Genomic DNA, 16,260 nt, shown 5'->3' on the forward strand with positions numbered 1-16,260 from the left:
ATCAGAACATGTTAAGGGCAAGGCGGGCATCGTCGCTCATACGGCTCATGTCCCACGGCGGATCCCAGACGATTTCGATCGTCGCCTGACTGACGCCCGGCACATGAGAGACAGCATCACGCACCATCTCGGGCAGTTCCTGCGCGCTAGGGCAATTGGGCGCCGTCAGCGTCATCTCCATATGGACGCGGCCGTCGTCATGCAGATCGATGGCGTAGATCAGGCCGAGTTCATAGACATTCACCGGAATTTCCGGATCATAAACCGTGGCGATGGCAGCGATGACCGCGTCCTGATCAGGCGCGGTTCCGGCATCCGGAACGCTGGCTGTGTCTTCAGTGGTGGGGATATCGGTCATGGCTTCACTCATGTGAGCATCATCCGGGCCCGTTCAAGACCCTCGATAAACGTGTCGATTTCATCGGTCGTGGTATAGATGCCAAAGCTGGCGCGCGCTGTTGCCTGAACACCCAGACGGCGAACCAGCGGCTCCGCGCAATGTTGTCCCGCACGGATGGCAATCCCAAGCTGGTCGAGCAATGTCGCCAGATCATGCGGGTGCGCACCATCCATAACGAAGGAAATCACGCCACCGCGCTCCGCAGGTTCACCCAAAACATGCAGACTGTTGATTCCACGCATTTTTTCCAATGCGTAGCGTGTGAGTTCCGCTTCATGACGGGAGATCGCCTCATAGCCGATCTCTTCCACAAAGCGCACGGCAGCCCCCAGACCAATCGTTTCCAGAATGGCCGGTGTTCCAGCTTCAAACTTGTGCGGGACATGCGCCCATGTCGCGCGCTCGAACGAGACATTCTCGATCATGTCACCACCGCCCATGAACGGCGGCATAGCGTCCAGAAGCTCCATCTTGCCCCAAAGCACACCGATGCCTGTGGGGCCATAAAGCTTGTGCCCGGTAAACGTGAAGAAATCCGCGCCAAGATCCTGCACATCAATCCTGCGATGCACGACTGACTGCGACCCATCCAGCAGGATGCGAGCGCCATAAGCGTGGGCAATTTCCGTCAGCTTACGGGCCGGGGTAATCGTTCCAAGCACATTGGACATATGCGTGACGGCCACAAGCGCCACCTTGCCATCCGACAGGAGCGCCTCATAGGCATCCAAATCAATGTCGCCAGCATCATTGATGGGCGCGACCCGCAGATCAATCCCCGCCCTGTCCCGCAGCATAAGCCAGGGCACGATATTGGCGTGGTGTTCGAGTTCAGAAATCAGAAGCGCCTGCCCTGGTTTCAGCAGACTGCCGAAACTGTGGGCCACGAGGTTGATGGCCTCGGTGCTATTGCGAGTGAAGACAATTTCGCGATGATCGGGCGCATTGAGAAGGCGGGCAACGTCATGACGGGCGCGCTCATAGGCTTCCGTCGTGCGTTCGCTCATCCAATGCAGACCGCGATGGATATTGGCATACTGGTGATAGGCTGCATCCCGCATGGCCTCAATCACGACATCGGGCTTCTGGGACGAGGCCGCGCTGTCGAGAAAAACTAGCGGGCGGCCATGAACAGTTTCGTTCAGGATCGGAAAATGCGCACGGATCTCAGCCGTGGTTTTTCCGGGCGGGGTGCTGCCGCCGGTCATGATGCCATGCTCCGCACCAGCAGATCACGCAGGGCTTCATCAGCGACCAGATCCAGCGCGTCGATCAGGAACGCCCGCACGAGAATATCGCGCGCTTGTGCTTCAGGAACGCCGCGGGAGCGCAGATAGAAAAGCTGCTCGTCATCAAGGGCGCCTACAGTCGCACCGTGGCTGCACTTGACGTCGTCGGCATAGATTTCCAGCTCGGGCTTGCTGTTGATCTGCGCCTTTTCAGATAGCAGCAGCGCCTGATTCATCTGATAGCCATCGGTTTTCTGGGCCACGCGGTCCACGAGGATCTTGCCCTGAAAAACACCCTGCCCGGCATCTGACAGAACCGTCTTGACGGTCTGGCGCGAACTACCATCAGGAGCCGCATGGTGAATCATGGAGGTGAGATCGTTCAGGCGCTGGCCGTCCACGATCTGCACCCCATTCACATGCACCATGGCATGTGGCGCGTTCAGCGTCACGACGGCTTCATGCCGGGCGAGGCTCCCGCCCTGATTCAGTGTGAAGCTGTCATACTCGCCCTTCTCCGACACGTCAGCGGAAACAATGGTAAGATGCGTACCGCTCAGGCTCTCGCGCTGCAATTTAATGTGACGCAGCGTGGCGCCCTTGCCCACGACAATATCGAAACGCGGATTGGCGATATACCGCCCCTCACCTGCATTGACGTCATACAGCGTCAGAGATGCACCCTCTTCCAGCACGATGCGGTGCTGAAGATGCGTCGAAACAGTATCGCCGCTGGACAGACTAATAAGGGTCAGCAGCCCTGCGTCCGTTCCTGCCGGAATGTGAAGATCAAGTCCCTTTTCGCCCAGCGCCATATTCAGCGTTGCGCAAAAGACACCCTTGAGCGGGGAAACATGGTCCGAAGCCTGTTGGGCAATGTCTAAAGGAACAGACAGCCCCTCTAAGAACCTGCCATTGCCATAAACCATGCGCGCGCCGCTTTCCGGCAGCGGCAAACCGTTCAGAAGCGCGCTGACGGATTCAGACGCCAGAGGCGCAGCCTGTGTCCATGCCGTGTCCGCGATCGCCCGCAGCGGCGTATAGCGCCATGCTTCAACGCGACGCGTCGGCAGGCCGATTTCGGCAAGAGCGGCCCCGCGTCCAGAGGCGCGCTGGATAAACGCCTCCAGAGCCGGGGTATCCTGCGCCACGATTGGCTGTACGCTCACGCTGCCGCCTCGAGAAACTGGGTATAGCCCTGCTTTTCAAGCGTCTTGGCAATATCGGGGCCGCCACTATGGATGATACAGCCATGCGCCATGACATGCACACGATCCGGCACGATATAGTCGAGCAGACGTTGATGATGCGTGATGACCAGAGCGGAAAAATCCGGGCTACGCAGCGAATTCACACCTTCCGCGACGATACGCAGGGCATCAATGTCCAGACCGCTATCCGTTTCGTCGAGGATGGCAAAGGACGGCTGGAGCAGACGCATCTGGAGCACTTCGTTGCGCTTCTTCTCGCCACCCGAAAAGCCAACATTGACCGCACGCTTGAGCATGTCGTCGGACATGGACAAGTGTTTGGTCTCGGCACGGACAGCTTTAAGAAAGGCCACGGCATCCAGCTCAGCTTCACCACGCGCCCTGCGAACCGCATTAACGGCCGTCCGCAGGAAATTCGCGTTGTTTACACCCGGAAGTTCGACGGGCGACTGAAACGCCAGAAACAGACCCAGAGCAGCCCGTTCTTCGGGTTCAAGGGCCAGTAGATCCTGTCCCTTGAACGTGGCCGACCCACCCGTGACTTCGTAGTCGTCACGACCGGCGAGCACATAAGACAGCGTGGATTTACCCGAGCCGTTCGGCCCCATGATGGCGTGGACTTCACCCTTGGGGACTTCGAGATCGAGCCCCTTGAGGATATCCTTGGGCGTGCCGTCAGCGTCGATGCGGGCCTGAAGACCCTGAATTTTCAGAAAATCGCTCATATTAACCCACACTTCCTTCGAGGCTGATCTGCAGAAGCTTCTGCGCCTCGACCGCGAATTCCATCGGCAGCTCTTTGAGCACCTCGCGGCAGAAACCATTGACGATCAGACCGACTGCATCTTCTTCCGAAAGGCCGCGCGAACGGCAGTAGAAGAGCTGGTCCTCAGAGATTTTCGACGTGGTCGCTTCATGCTCCACGCGCGCCGTCATATTACGGCTTTCGATATAGGGCACAGTATGTGCGCCGCACTGATCGCCGATCAGAAGACTGTCGCACTGCGTGAAATTGCGCGCATTGCGAGCCTTCGGCTGCATACGAACCAGACCGCGATAGGTGCTGTCCGACTGACCGGCCGAGATCGTTTTGGCGATGATCGTCGAGCGCGTGTTCGGCGCCAGATGGATCATCTTAGTTCCAGTATCGGCCTGCTGATGATTGTTGGTCACCGCAACCGAATAGAACTCACCGACCGATCCCTCACCCGCCAGCACGCAGGACGGATATTTCCATGTGATCGCAGAGCCGGTTTCGACCTGCGTCCACGAAATTTTGGACCGTGCACCACGGCAGATACCGCGCTTGGTGACGAAGTTGTAGATGCCACCTCGACCTTCGTCATCGCCCGGATACCAGTTCTGGACTGTGGAATACTTGATCGAAGCGTCTTCCATCGCGATCAGTTCCACCACGGCTGCATGAAGCTGGTTTTCATCACGCTGCGGCGCCGTGCAGCCTTCCAGATAGGAAACAGTCGCGCGGTCTTCAGCAATGATGAGTGTGCGTTCGAACTGACCCGTATTGCGTGCATTGATGCGGAAATAGGTGGACAACTCCATCGGGCAACGAACGCCCTCAGGGATGTAGACGAACGAGCCATCGGTAAAGACAGCGGAGTTCAGCGCCCCGAAGAAGTTATCGGACACCGGCACGACCGTACCCAGATATTTCTGGACCAGTTCGGGATGTTCGCGGATAGCCTCGGAGATCGGGCAGAAGATGACGCCGGCTTCCGCAAGGGTCTTGCGGAAGGTCGTTGCGACGGACACGCTGTCGAAAACGGCATCCACGGCAACAGGCAGGCGCGCTTCTTCAGCACCTTCCACACCGGCCAGAAGAGCCTGCTCGTGCAGGGGAATACCCAGCTTGGCGTAGGTCTTGAGCAGTTCGGGATCGACTTCGTCAAGGCTTTTAGGGCCAGGCTTCTTTTTCGGCTGGGCGAAGTAATGCGCGTCCTGATAATCGATCGGCGGGTGATGGATATGAGCCCAGGTCGGCTCTTCCATTTCCAGCCACGCACGGAAAGCCTTCAGACGCCAGTCCAGCATCCATTGCGGCTCGCCCTTGCGCTCCGAGATCAGGCGGACCGTTTCCTCATTGAGACCCTTGGGCGCGATATCCATTTCGATATCGGTCTCAAAGCCCCATTCGTAGCTGGATTTCGCGAGTTTTTCGACTGTCTCGCGGGTTTCCGTCACGGCTGGCATGGTGTGTTGTCCTTAACTGACCGCTTCGGTCACGGAGGGGGACTCCGCTCCAACGGGGGCGACAGGGGCCGATGCGGGGCCGCGCCTTGGCAGGCGCTCCGCATGTCGGCCCATATCAGCCAGTGTAATGCTGTTGAGTGTGCTGAGGATGGCATCGTTCACGACATCCCACTGGCCCGACAGGCCACACAGGGAGCTATGTTCGCATTCGCGCCCGTCACAGCAGGCGGTAATGGCGATGGGTCCGTCCACGGCTGCGATAACGGCGGCGACGGTCACCTTTTCAAGCTCGCCCGCGAGACGATAACCGCCCCGAGCGCCACGATGGGACAGGACCAGACCGCTGGAGGCCAGCCCTTTGAGGAGCTTGGCCACGGTGGGTTCGGGAACGCCGGTTTCTACTGCAAGGGCTGCGGCTGTTGCCAGTCCATCATGACGACCGAGATGGACCAGAAGGACAGTGGCGTAATCGGCCAGTTTGGAGAGCCTCAGCATCGCTTGCACACTCGCATCTTGTTCTAATTCAAGACTTGCTAAGTCCTGATTTGTTCCAAATGACCCATACCGACGCAAAGGTCAAGGCTTCTGTGCCCGACCTTTGGCTGACATGGAATGTCACACACCAAAAAACAGTCGGGAAACGCCGTCAAGCGCCGCTCCGGCGAGAAAACCGACCACCGTGCCATTGATACGGATGTAGGCAAGGTCACGCCCGACACGCGACTCCAGCCGCGTTGCCAGATCGTTTCCGTCCCATCCCGCCATGACGGCAGCGATGAACCCGGACAGCTTCTCGCGCAGCCCTGGCAGGATCCGCTGGACCGTACTTTCCACAGCCTGATTAACTTTCAGGCGCAGCACATCGTTGGAGCGCAGAGCCGTCGCAAGCTGGACGATCGCGGCATCAATAACCGTGGCGCTCCAGCCATCCTCACGTCCGCTGTCTTCCTCCACCATGCGCCGCAGACGGTCCCACAGTTCCGAACTCCATCCTTTCAGGCTGGTATGGGTCAGGACGGAGGTGATGGTATCGGCCATATCCTTGCGGCGGACGGGATCATGTTCGATCCGGTCGATTTCGCCGCGGACCCATGTCGTAAATCCGTGCCGCAGGTCCGAGTCCATCGGATCGACGCGCTCAAACTCGGCATGCAGCGCCATGAGAACACGACTGGCGACGGAACCCCCAATCGCCCAACCCAGAAAACGACCGCCCTGTTCCCGTACGCGCTCCTCAACAAAATGTCGCAGGTCCGACTCCCGGGACGTTACAGTGGTCTTGATGCGCTCAAGCAGGAAGGACAGAACCTCCTGATGCATTTCGCTGTCCACCATGGCGCGCATGCCGCGGGAGACGAGAGGCGCCATTTCCTCTCCATTGAGCAGGACCGGAAGGGCGCGTGAAATGGCAGCTTTGGCCCGCCCGTCTTCAAGATGGTCGAACATCAGGGGAATGGCGGAGCGCATGCTGTTGACGAGTGTTTGGCGCGTCGCGGGCTCGCTCAGCATATCGGCGATCAGGCCGGAGAGATCGATTTTTGACAAAGCGCGTCGAACGTCGTCTTCGGTAAAGAACTGTCCAGAAATGAAACGGCCCAGCGCCTGTCCGAGGCGCTCTTTCTGACGCGGCAGAATGGCCGTGTGCGGAATGGGGAGGCCCAGCGGATGGCGAAACAGGGCCGTTACGGCGAACCAGTCGGCCAGACCACCAACAACACCTGCCCTTGAGCCCGCTCTCAGAAGTTCAAATGCTAGACTGCTGTCGCCGATATGACGGGCAGCCGCCAGCGTCGTGCCCGCAGCGAGTGCTCCCATGCCAACGAGCAGTCCCCCAGCCATGAAGCGTGGCGACAGACCTGAAGGGCCGGATTTTCGTGAAACGGGATGAGGCGTGTCCGCGTGCATCTACACACGGATAGCATCATCCGGACGGGCTGTCGCGCTCAGAGCAAGGTTGCACTTGGCGGCAGGGCGTGAAAAGTATTGCGGCCCGTTTTTCGGTCCATTTTTCTTTTTCCGCAGAAGCGAGACCGCTCCCGATGTCTGACTGCGCCTCCCGGCTCGATCCGTTTCTCCATGACCGTATTGACGCGATGACGTCCCGGCTGCTCCACGAACGCGACGGTCTTGAAGACCTGATTGCGTCTATCGGGCAGGATCTGTCCAACGACGATCCGGAGACGTGCAAGACGCGACTGACCGAAATCGGGAATGTCGTACGTGCCCTGCGTGACGAGCATTTCGTCGACCGCGCCGCCCATCTGCGCGCCTATGTCGGCCTTGATGAAGCGGCCCCGCAGGAGCGTCTCGAAGCCGTCGCAAAGCGTCTTGTGGATCAGGCTGCCGATGCGGTGTCCCTGACCGTGCCGAAGATTGCCGCAGTTTTCACTGCGCATCCGACCTTCGCACTCGCGGACGGTGTGTATGACATCCTGACGCAGCGGGCCGAAAATCCCGACATACCGATCCCGTGCCTGAAAACGCACCGACGTCCGGGGCCGCCGACACTGGCACAGGAACAGGCTCTCGCACTGGCAGCCATTCTGCGGGGCCGTGATGCGCTTGATGACCTCACAACAGCGCTCCTACGGGAAATGTCCCAGCGCTGGTCAGGAGAGAACAGCCATGTCGATCCTGCGCCTGTCGTTCTGGCAAGTTGGGTCGGTTTCGATACGGACGGACGCAACGATATCGGCTGGTGGGACACTCTTCGTATCCGGCTCGAGCTGAAATCGTCCCAGCTTCATCGTCTGACGGACGGGCTGGAGCGGCTGGGGCTACAGGAAAGTGCGTTGGCCATGCGTACCCGCCGGGCCATCGAAGCCGTCAAAACACAGCACGCCGCCTGCCCGACCGGACGGGATGCCGCACCCGAAACGATCCGCGATTTTGCCCAGACGCTGATTTCGCACCGTGACAAAGCGCTTCTGGACGCCGCTGAACTTCTGCCGCTCTTCCAGGATGCCGCCGCCGGTCTTGATGAAGACAGTCTGTTGCATCTGCGGACGCTCCGCGCTGGCTTCATGAGCCACGGCCTCGGCATCGCGCGTATCCATACCCGACTGAACGCGGCACAGATCTATAATGTCGCGCGCACACGACTGGGCCTGACGGATGACCCCGCCCTGCCCTCGCGCCGACGCGTCCTGCTGACGAAAATCGACGAGGCTCTGTCGGACCTGACGCCCCGCGCCGTGGATTTCGGCTCGCTGCTGGTCGAGCCCGCATCTGCCGCGCGGCTAATGATGACCATGGCGCAGATCCTCAAGCACATCGATTCAGGATCGCCCATCCGCTTCCTCATCGCCGAAACGGAGAGTGGCTACACGCTGCTGGCGACGCTCTGGCTGGCACGACTGTTCGGAATTAAAGACCATCAGATCGAGATTTCGCCGCTTTTTGAGACGGAAAGCGCGCTGGAAAATGGCGAGACCATTCTGGAAGAAGCCTTCCGTTCAAGCCATTGGCGCGATTACCTGAAGGCAAACGGACGGCTGTCGCTTCAGTTCGGCTACTCCGATTCGGGACGCTATGTCGGACAGCTTGCCGCCACCAATCTGGTCGAGCGTCTGCGGATGCGGACTCTCTCTCTGCTGGCAGAACACGGGCTGGAGGATGTTTCCCTCACCCTCTTCGATACGCATGGCGAGAGCATCGGACGCGGCGCGCATCCTTTCAGCCTGCGTCAGCGTCTGGATTATTTCTCCCCGGCCCGCACACGACTGGCCATGCGTGAAGCCGGAATCGGCTGCCGCGTCGAAACCGCGTTTCAGGGCGGCGACGGCTACACGCTGTTCGGAACGCAGGCGCTGGCAGCCTCCACAATTGCCACCCTTGCCGAACATACGGCCGAAATCCCGCAGGACACGAAAGATCCGGTCTATACGCGCCCGGACTTCGCAGCGGACTTCTTCTCCACCATCGCGCTCGACATGGGCGCTCTGGTCGATGATCCGGGCTATGCCGCCCTGCTCAGCGCATTCGGGCCGTCACTGATCGACAAGACAGGCTCACGCCCCTCAGCCCGTCAGTCTGACGCAGCGACCGTGACGCGCATCACTCATCCCGGCCAGCTTCGGGCCATTCCCAACAATGCGATCCTCCAGCAGCTCGGCTGGTGGGCGAATGTGCTGCACGGGCTGGGCAATGCGGCGCAACGCCATCCCGAGACATTCGAGCAGTTCGCAACAGAATCATCGCGCTTCCGCGAAGCCATGGATTTTGCCCGTCAGGCGCTGGCTCATTCCGATCTGGATGTTTTGCGGACGACGATCCATCAGCTCGACCCCGGTACCTGGCTGGATCGTGCAGCCAACGCCCAGAGCGACGAAGAACGACAGAGCCTGCTGAGCATTTCACACGGGCTGGAACTGCTGCGCTTCTGGACCAGCGGCCCCGCGATGTTCCGGCGTATTCAGGCGGACCACATCGCCTTGCGCGCCGCATGGCCCGATGCACCGCGTATGGCAGCGCGTGAAAAGCTGCTCCATGCGATCCGTTTCGCCCTCATCGACCGTCTGTGGGGTCTCTCGACGCGCATTCCTTATTTCGGCCCTCGTAACAGCCTGACACGGGAATCGATCACGAACCTCATCCTCTGTCTGGATGTGCCGCGCGCACTTCATCTTCTGGACGACCTGTTCCCCCTCACCGTTCCCAGCGTTGCCAATCTCGATTTTGCAGAGCCGGGCGATGCCGCGGAAGCTGGCGGCTTTGCACGGGAACATCAGGAGATTTTCGAGCCGCTATCACACTGTTTTGCGCTACTGCGGGAAGTCGGGATCGCGATCATGCACGCCAACCGGGCTTTCGGCTGAGGAATGATACGCGGCCGGAACCCTTGTCGGTAACGGCCGCGTCCGTTTAGAAAGTTCTCGTAACAAACCCTAACGGAAAGTTCCTCTGCATGCTTCGCAAGGCCCTTCTTCTGGGTGCAGCCATGATGGCTGTGCCTGCTCTGGCCGCAGGTCCCGCCACACCGGCACCCAATGCTGACAGCGTGACGAACGGGACAGTGACGGTCAATGGCGTCACGATCCCCTACCGGGCTGTTGCGGGAACCATTCTGGTTCATGGCGCCGACTATAACGATTCCAGCGATGTTCTGGCCAAGCGCGGCACGAAGATTGATAGCGGCAAGGACGACGACAGCAAGAACGCGCCGGTCGCGTCCATGTTCTACACGGCCTATTTCAAGGAAGGTGTGCCGTCGGAAAAGCGTCCGATCACGTTCCTCTATAATGGCGGTCCGGGATCAGCATCGGTCTGGGTCCATATGGGCACGTTCGGGCCGCGTCGCGTCAATACGCCGGGCGACACACACCTTCCGGCCGCACCCTACGCGCTCATCAACAACCCGCAATCTCTGATGGACGTGTCGGACGTGGTGTTCGTCGATGCACCAGGAACAGGTTTTTCGCGGATCGCCGGAAAAGATGCCGACAAGGAATTTCTGGGCGTTGATGGCGACGGCGAGGCGTTCACGCATTTCATCTCAAAGTTCCTCGCCAAATATCACCGCTACAACTCGCCCAAATACCTGTTCGGCGAGAGCTACGGCACGATGCGCTCGGCTGTGGTCATCAACGACCTTGAGCAGGACGAGAACATCGACTTCAACGGCGTAATCCTGCTGTCGCAGATCCTGAACTACGACAACAGCGATGATGGCCCGGAGTTCAACGCTGGCATGGACGACCCGTATGTGCTGGCGCTGCCAACCTATGCGGCAACGGCCTGGTATCATCACTGCCTGCCCGCCGAACATCCGGACCTGAAGACGTTCCTGCACGAAGTCGAGCATTTCGCGATGACCGACTACACACTGGCCCTGCGTCAGGGTGCAGACCTGCCGGAAGACCAGCGTCAGGCGATTGCGGCAAAGCTGCATGACTATACGGGCCTGCCCGTCGATTACATCCTGCGGGCGGATCTGCGCGTCAATGGCGGCGAGTTCGACCAGCAGCTTCAGGCCAAGACCGGTATGGCGACCGGCCGTCTGGATACACGCTATTCAAGCCCGACAATCGATCCGATGAGCCAGGAAGTGGATTACGATCCGCAATCCAGCGCCATCAGTTCAGCCTATGTCACGGCCTTCAACGACTATGTCCGTAATACGCTCAAATACGGCACGGACGAGGACTATCGCCTCTATAACAGCCAAGGGCACTGGGACAATCACCACCGTCAGCCCGGTCACGGCTACCAGCCCAAGGGCGAGCCTAACGTTATGACCGATCTGGCCATGGCAATGAAGACCAACCCGAACCTGCATGTGATGCTCAACGCGGGCTACTACGATCTCGCAACGCCGTACTTTGAAGGCATTTACGAGATGAAGCACCTGCCGATGGCCAAGAGCCTGCAAAAGAACATTGAATACGCACAGTATCCTTCCGGCCACATGGTCTATGTGGACCCGGCAACCCTCCAGCAGTTGCACGACAATGTCGCGGCCTTCATTCGCCGGACAGACAATCTGCACTGATCGCTGACAGAACCGGAAAAAGCGGCGGAGGGGAAACCTTCCGCCGCTTTTTTTATGCGCTACTAAGACGCAGGAACCGGGAAAGCGATCTCACCCGACAACAGATCAGACACAAAAAACCCCGCCAGATTGCTCTGGCGGGGTTCGATGTTTCAGCAAGGCTGAAGAAATCAGGCGGACTTCGCGATGATTTCGTCGGCCACGTTCCGGGGAACGGCTTCGTAGTGGTGGAACTGCATGGTGAAGGACGCACGGCCCTTCGTGGCAGAACGCAGATGCGAGATGTAACCGAACATTTCCTTCAGCGGCACCTGTGCTCGGATCATCACGGTCGAACCAGAGGTTTCCTGATTCTGGATGATGCCACGACGACGGTTGAGATCGCCCACAACGTCACCGACATGGTCGTTCGGGGTCGTGACTTCAACGTCCATGATCGGTTCGAGGATCACCGGACCGGCGTTCTTCATGCCTTCACGGAAGCAGGCCTTGGCGGCGATTTCGAAGGCCAGAGCCGACGAGTCAACGTCATGGTACTTACCGTCGAGCAGCGTGAACTTGAAGTCCACCGTCGGGAAGCCGGCGAGAACACCCGTGGTGCTCTGCATGCGGATGCCCTTTTCGACAGCCGGGATGTATTCCTTCGGAACCGTACCACCGACGACCTTGTTCTCGAAGATGATCTCATCCGGCTTGTCGGACGGAGCAAACTCGATCTTGACTTCAGCGTACTGACCCGAACCACCAGACTGCTTCTTGTGGGTGTAGGTCTCGACATGCGGCCGCGTGATCGTCTCACGGTAAGCCACCTGCGGTGCGCCGATGTTGGCATCGACGCCGTATTCACGACGCAGACGGTCAACGATGATGTCCAGGTGAAGCTCGCCCATGCCGGACAGGATGGTCTGACCCGTTTCCTGATCGGTCTTGAGGTGCAGGGACGGATCTTCAGCCGTCAGCTTCTGTAGCGCCAGCGTCATCTTCTCGACGCCGTCCTTGGTCTTCGGTTCGACGGAAATGTCGATAACCGGAACCGGGAACTGCATGCGCTCCAGAACCACCGGATCGGAAGCATCAGCAAGCGTGTCACCCGTGACGGTGTCCTTGAGACCCACGAATGCGGCGATGTCACCGGCACCGACGGACTTCACTTCCTGACGCTTGTCGGCGTGCATCTGGAACATGCGTCCGACGCGTTCCTTGTGACCCTTCGTCGTGTTCAGGATGGTGTCACCGGAGTTCAGGACGCCACGATAGACACGAACGAAGGTCAGCGTGCCGTACTTGTCGGAGATGATCTTGAACGCAAGGCCAGCGAACTTGCCATCCGGATCGACCGGAACGATCGGCAGGAAGTCTTCGTCGACTTCTTCACCTTCCGGCGGAGCAATACGGATGCCTTCGACTTCGTCAGGAGCCGGCAGGTAGTCGATGACCGCGTCGAGCAGGGGCTGAACGCCCTTGTTCTTGAACGCCGTACCGCACATGACGGGACGGAATTCACCGGAAATCGCACCCTTCTTGATGCACTTCTTCAGGGTTGCGACGTCCACGTCACCCTTCTCGAAGTACTCTTCCATGGCAGCGTCGTCGACAGCGAGTGCCGTGTCGAGCAGAACCTGGCGGGCTTCGTCAGCCTTTTCCTTCAGGTCAGCCGGGATCTCTTCGTAGTGGAACTTGGCGCCGAGTTCGCCGCCTTCCCAAACGATGGCACGCATCTCGACCAGATCAACCACGCCAACGAAGTTTTCTTCGGCGCCGATCGGGAGCTGCAGCGGAACGGCCACGATGTCCAGCTTCTCTTTCAGCGTGCTGAAAGCGTAGTAGAAGTCTGCGCCGGTACGGTCGAGCTTGTTGATGAAGATGACGCGCGGAACGTTGTAACGGTCAGCAAGGCGCCAGTTCGTTTCGGACTGCGGCTGCACACCAGCCACGCCTTCGATTACGAAGATTGCGCCATCGAGCACACGGAGCGAACGGTTGACTTCGATGTTGAAGTCAATGTGGCCCGGGGTGTCGATGATGTTGATGCGGTGGTCGTTCCACTCACACGTCACGGCAGCCGAGGTGATCGTGATGCCACGCTCACGCTCCTGCGCCATGTAGTCGGTGGTGGTGTTGCCTTCGTGGACCTCACCGATCTTGTGAGAGACACCCGTGTAATACAGGATACGCTCGGTCGTCGTGGTCTTACCGGCATCGATGTGCGCGGTAATACCGATGTTGCGAATCTTCGAGAGAGCCGACTTGGCTTCCTGAACGCTTTCGGACACGGAGAACCTCCAAAATACAATGAAAGGTGTTTCAGCCTGGACCGAAACACCTCCGCTGCGGCCCTGTGAAAGGACCGAACCTGATTTATCCCAGTGGCGGCTGAATGACCCAGACCGTCATGGTTTTCAAGAGCAATCTTGTTACCAAACAAAGTTCGGCAAAGATTCCTCAGGCGGTCTGGGCAGCCTTGCGTTCCTGAACGCGCAGGATACGGCGCTTGATGACCTGGGCTTCCGTCGGAAGCTTGCGGTTCGGCGTACCCAGCAGGAACGAATCCAGTCCACCGTTGTGCTCAACCGTGCGGATACCGTTGGTGGACAGGCGCATACGCACCGAAGCACCGAGAATATCGGAGATCAGCGTGGTCTCCTGCAGGTTCGGGAGAAAACGACGGCGGGACTTGTTATTGGCGTGGCTGACGTTGTTGCCCGTCAGCACGCCCTTGCCCGTGATCTGGCAACGGCGAGACATGGTGATACTTTCCTCGATGCTGGATGACGCAGGACAGCGAGGCCCGGCGTGTTCCGTAAATCAGGCGCGGCTTATGACGTATGGTTGGGGGCTTCGTCAACCCCCAGAGACGTTCAAGCGGCGTTTTCCCCGGCCTGCGCGGCCCACATTGCGGCATAATGGCCACCTGCGGACAGCAGTTCCGGATGGCTTCCCTGCTCCACCACGCGCCCCGCGTCAAGCACGACGATGAGATCGGCATCCTGCACGGTGGACAGACGATGGGCCACAATGATCGTCGTGCGCGCTTGGGAGAGGATCGCCAATTCCTTCTGGATGGCGACCTCCGTACGAGTATCAAGCGCACTTGTGGCCTCGTCCAGCAGCAGGATACGCGGGTCTTTGAGGATAACGCGAGCAATGGCCACACGCTGCTTCTCGCCCCCTGAGAGCTTCAGACCACGCTCCCCGACAACAGTCTCATACCCGTCGGGCAGTTCCCGGATGAAGGCGTCGATCTGCGCGCTGCGGGCCGCATTTTCAATGTCTTCGCGGGAGGCTGACAGATCGCCATAGGCAATATTGTCGCCAATGCTGGAATTGAAGAGCACCGTATCCTGCGGGACCGTCCCGATGATGTTCTGAATGTCGGCCGGAGCGATCTCACGCAGGTCGTGCCCATCAATGCAGACCGAGCCCTCCGTGGGATCATAGGCGCGGGTCAGCAGACGCCCGAGCGTAGATTTCCCAGAGCCTGTATGGCCGACAATGGCCAGAGACGTCCCTGCAGGCACGGTGATGGAAACATCATGCAGGATCTGCCGTGCGGGACTGTAGCCGAAGGAGACATGGCGGAACGCAACCGCCGCCGCTCCGGCTTCCGACAGTTTTCCAGCAAGATGTACGGGGTGCGGAACCTGAATAATTTCTGATCGGATCGCGAGCAATTCGAGATAGTTTTCCAGATCGACGCGGGCATTGCGCCAGCCTGCACTGACATAGTTCAGGGCGCCCACGGACGAATAAAGCCCGCTCAAATAACTGCCGATCAGAACAAACTGGGCCACCGCGAGACGATGCAACACGATATCATGCGCGGCCATAGCCAGAAGCGTGGTGGTCGTCGCGGCTATCAGGAAGCCCCGGCTGATCTGGGACAGGCTGACATAACGCTGAAGGCTGATTTCCGCCTTCCGAAGATCCCTGCGGGCTGCATCGTAACGCTCGATCTCGTGGCTTTCATTGGCGAAACTGCGCACCGTCTCGAAGTTGAGAATACTGTCTACAAGCTGGTGCTGGGCCTGATTGCTGGCACGGTTCCGCGCCCGGCGGGCCGTCATCCTCAAACGGGTAAAGACATAGGAAACGGTGGAATACAGCCCCAACGCCACCAGAAGCAGCGCCACATATCGCCAATCGAAGATTTTCAGAATGACGGTCAGCGTCATTATGAGTTCGATGACGTTAGGCAGAACGTTGAACAGCGCCAGCGACAGCAGTGTTCCAACAGCATCGGCTCCACGGTCGAGCGTCCGCGTCAGGGAGCCCGTCTGCCGGTCCAGATGGAAGCGGACACTCAGATCATGTAGATGCCGCAAGCCAAGGACGGCGACACGACGTTCAAGATCCGTTTCGACCGGCTTGACCAGAAATTCTCGCAATGGGCTCGCCAGCCCGGAAATAATGCGGATGACCGCATACTGGGCGATCAGCCAGATCGGGACGGCCAAAAGGGTTTCGGGACGCGAAAGACTGCTGACCATACGGCTGAAGAGCCAAGGCGTTGCAACCGCAGTCGCGCTCTCCACCAGAAGAATGACCAGCGCAAACCCGATGCGCGTCACGTCTGGCCAAAGCTTCTCCGGTCGGATCAGGGGCCATAAAACACGAAGGGAAAGCGCTTCAGACGTCGAATCGGTTTTTTTGAGCATGGATCGACTATGTGGAAGTGCTGACGGCGCTTTGCAAATGGCCGTCCTGCATGCGACATATTGA

12 protein-coding genes are annotated in these 16,260 nt (G+C 59.1%); 2 read left to right on the top strand and 10 right to left on the bottom strand.

Annotated features, from left to right (window positions below; all coding sequences use genetic code 11):
- Position 1: 1 nt before the first annotated feature.
- The 7 genes from GKO01_RS07205 to GKO01_RS07235 all read right to left on the bottom strand — a co-directional run bounded on the left by GKO01_RS07205 (position 2) and on the right by GKO01_RS07235 (position 6,866).
- Complete coding sequence (locus tag GKO01_RS07205) at positions 2 to 370, bottom strand: SUF system Fe-S cluster assembly protein (RefSeq protein WP_099286458.1); 369 nt, start codon at positions 368 to 370, stop codon at positions 2 to 4.
- The gene (locus GKO01_RS07210) at positions 367 to 1,608 is read right to left on the bottom strand and encodes a cysteine desulfurase (RefSeq protein ID WP_099286459.1); all 1,242 of its coding nucleotides are present in this window, start codon (positions 1,606 to 1,608) and stop codon (positions 367 to 369) included. The genes GKO01_RS07205 and GKO01_RS07210 overlap by 4 nt, the downstream gene beginning before the upstream one ends.
- Positions 1,605 to 2,798, bottom strand: a complete 1,194-nt coding sequence (gene sufD, locus GKO01_RS07215) for a Fe-S cluster assembly protein SufD (protein WP_099286460.1) — start codon at positions 2,796 to 2,798, stop codon at positions 1,605 to 1,607. Before sufD ends, GKO01_RS07210 begins: the two co-directional genes overlap by 4 nt.
- Entirely contained in the window at positions 2,795 to 3,565 is a 771-nt protein-coding gene (sufC, locus tag GKO01_RS07220; protein WP_099286461.1) for a Fe-S cluster assembly ATPase SufC, read from the bottom strand. Before sufC ends, sufD begins: the two co-directional genes overlap by 4 nt.
- Position 3,566: 1 nt before the next feature.
- Positions 3,567 to 5,051 carry a Fe-S cluster assembly protein SufB gene (gene sufB / locus GKO01_RS07225; RefSeq protein ID WP_099286462.1) on the bottom strand — a complete coding sequence of 495 codons (1,485 nt, stop codon included), beginning with the start codon at positions 5,049 to 5,051 and terminating at the stop codon, positions 3,567 to 3,569.
- A 12-nt stretch (positions 5,052 to 5,063) separates the two neighbouring features.
- Positions 5,064 to 5,546, bottom strand: coding sequence for an SUF system Fe-S cluster assembly regulator (locus tag GKO01_RS07230; protein ID WP_099286463.1), 483 nt, complete (start codon positions 5,544 to 5,546; stop codon positions 5,064 to 5,066).
- Positions 5,547 to 5,666: 120 nt separating this feature from the next.
- On the bottom strand, positions 5,667 to 6,866 hold the full coding sequence (locus GKO01_RS07235) for a DUF445 domain-containing protein (RefSeq protein ID WP_244901369.1): 1,200 nt from the start codon (positions 6,864 to 6,866) through the stop codon (positions 5,667 to 5,669).
- Between the two features lie 224 nt (positions 6,867 to 7,090).
- On the opposite strand from GKO01_RS07235, the gene GKO01_RS07240 reads away from it, so the two are divergent.
- Both GKO01_RS07240 and GKO01_RS07245 read left to right on the top strand, forming a co-directional pair.
- A complete protein-coding gene (locus tag GKO01_RS07240; protein ID WP_099286465.1) occupies positions 7,091 to 9,868 on the top strand; it encodes a phosphoenolpyruvate carboxylase in 2,778 nt (925 codons plus the stop codon).
- Positions 9,869 to 9,957: 89 nt separating this feature from the next.
- Positions 9,958 to 11,541, top strand: coding sequence for a S10 family peptidase (locus GKO01_RS07245; RefSeq protein ID WP_099286466.1), 1,584 nt, complete (start codon positions 9,958 to 9,960; stop codon positions 11,539 to 11,541).
- 170 nt (positions 11,542 to 11,711) lie between these two features.
- Here GKO01_RS07245 and fusA read toward each other — a convergent pair whose 3' ends face one another.
- The 3 genes from fusA to GKO01_RS07260 form a co-directional block, all read right to left on the bottom strand.
- Entirely contained in the window at positions 11,712 to 13,814 is a 2,103-nt protein-coding gene (fusA, locus tag GKO01_RS07250; protein ID WP_099286467.1) for an elongation factor G, read from the bottom strand.
- 169 nt (positions 13,815 to 13,983) lie between these two features.
- On the bottom strand, positions 13,984 to 14,286 hold the full coding sequence (gene rpmB, locus GKO01_RS07255; protein ID WP_041110511.1) for a 50S ribosomal protein L28: 303 nt from the start codon (positions 14,284 to 14,286) through the stop codon (positions 13,984 to 13,986).
- Positions 14,287 to 14,399: 113 nt separating this feature from the next.
- Positions 14,400 to 16,109, bottom strand: a complete 1,710-nt coding sequence (locus GKO01_RS07260; protein WP_244901370.1) for an ABCB family ABC transporter ATP-binding protein/permease — start codon at positions 16,107 to 16,109, stop codon at positions 14,400 to 14,402.
- Between the last annotated feature and the right edge of the window lie 151 nt (positions 16,110 to 16,260).

Source organism: Gluconobacter kondonii (assembly GCF_002723995.1).
Classification (GTDB): Bacteria; Pseudomonadota; Alphaproteobacteria; order Acetobacterales; family Acetobacteraceae; genus Gluconobacter; species Gluconobacter kondonii.

Bases quoted from the DNA above. Each gene is read 5' to 3' on its own strand.
- GKO01_RS07210 (WP_099286459.1), bottom strand. From the start codon at position 1,608: ATGACCGGCGGCAGCACCCCGCCCGGAAAAACCACGGCTGAGATCCGT.
- sufB (WP_099286462.1), bottom strand. From the start codon at position 5,051: ATGCCAGCCGTGACGGAAACCCGCGAGACAGTCGAAAAACTCGCGAAA.
- GKO01_RS07230 (WP_099286463.1), bottom strand. From the start codon at position 5,546: ATGCTGAGGCTCTCCAAACTGGCCGATTACGCCACTGTCCTTCTGGTC.
- GKO01_RS07205 (WP_099286458.1), bottom strand. From the start codon at position 370: ATGAGTGAAGCCATGACCGATATCCCCACCACTGAAGACACAGCCAGC.
- GKO01_RS07240 (WP_099286465.1), top strand. From the start codon at position 7,091: ATGTCTGACTGCGCCTCCCGGCTCGATCCGTTTCTCCATGACCGTATT.
- GKO01_RS07245 (WP_099286466.1), top strand. From the start codon at position 9,958: ATGCTTCGCAAGGCCCTTCTTCTGGGTGCAGCCATGATGGCTGTGCCT.
- rpmB (WP_041110511.1), bottom strand. From the start codon at position 14,286: ATGTCTCGCCGTTGCCAGATCACGGGCAAGGGCGTGCTGACGGGCAAC.
- sufC (WP_099286461.1), bottom strand. From the start codon at position 3,565: ATGAGCGATTTTCTGAAAATTCAGGGTCTTCAGGCCCGCATCGACGCT.
- GKO01_RS07235 (WP_244901369.1), bottom strand. From the start codon at position 6,866: ATGGGAGCACTCGCTGCGGGCACGACGCTGGCGGCTGCCCGTCATATC.